This window comes from Thermus sp. FJN-A, from assembly GCF_054655095.1.
On record NZ_BAAHSC010000298.1, the window covers coordinates 1 to 236 of the forward strand.

Consider the following 236-nt stretch of genomic DNA (forward strand, 5'->3'; position numbering starts at 1 on the left):
GGGGCGGGCCTCCCCGGTGACCCAGACCCTCCGGGCGGACCGGGGGAGGGCCTGCAGGAGGTCGGCGAGAAGCCTCCCCGAGAGGTCCAGCCGCCACTCCCTGAGGACCTGGGGCCTCCCCCGGACCATGCGCACCCGGTAGGCCACCACCTGGCCGTCCCGGCTCACCGCCAGGGTGCGGCCCAACTCGTCCTCAACCAGAACCCCTTCCCGCCCCAGGGCCTCCACCACCAGGA

The 236-nt window shown here is 75.0% G+C and carries 1 pseudogene; it reads right to left on the minus strand.

Annotated features, from left to right (window positions below):
* A pseudogene (locus tag ACYQ0J_RS13785) lies at positions 1-236 on the minus strand (metal-dependent hydrolase); the annotation flags it as partial.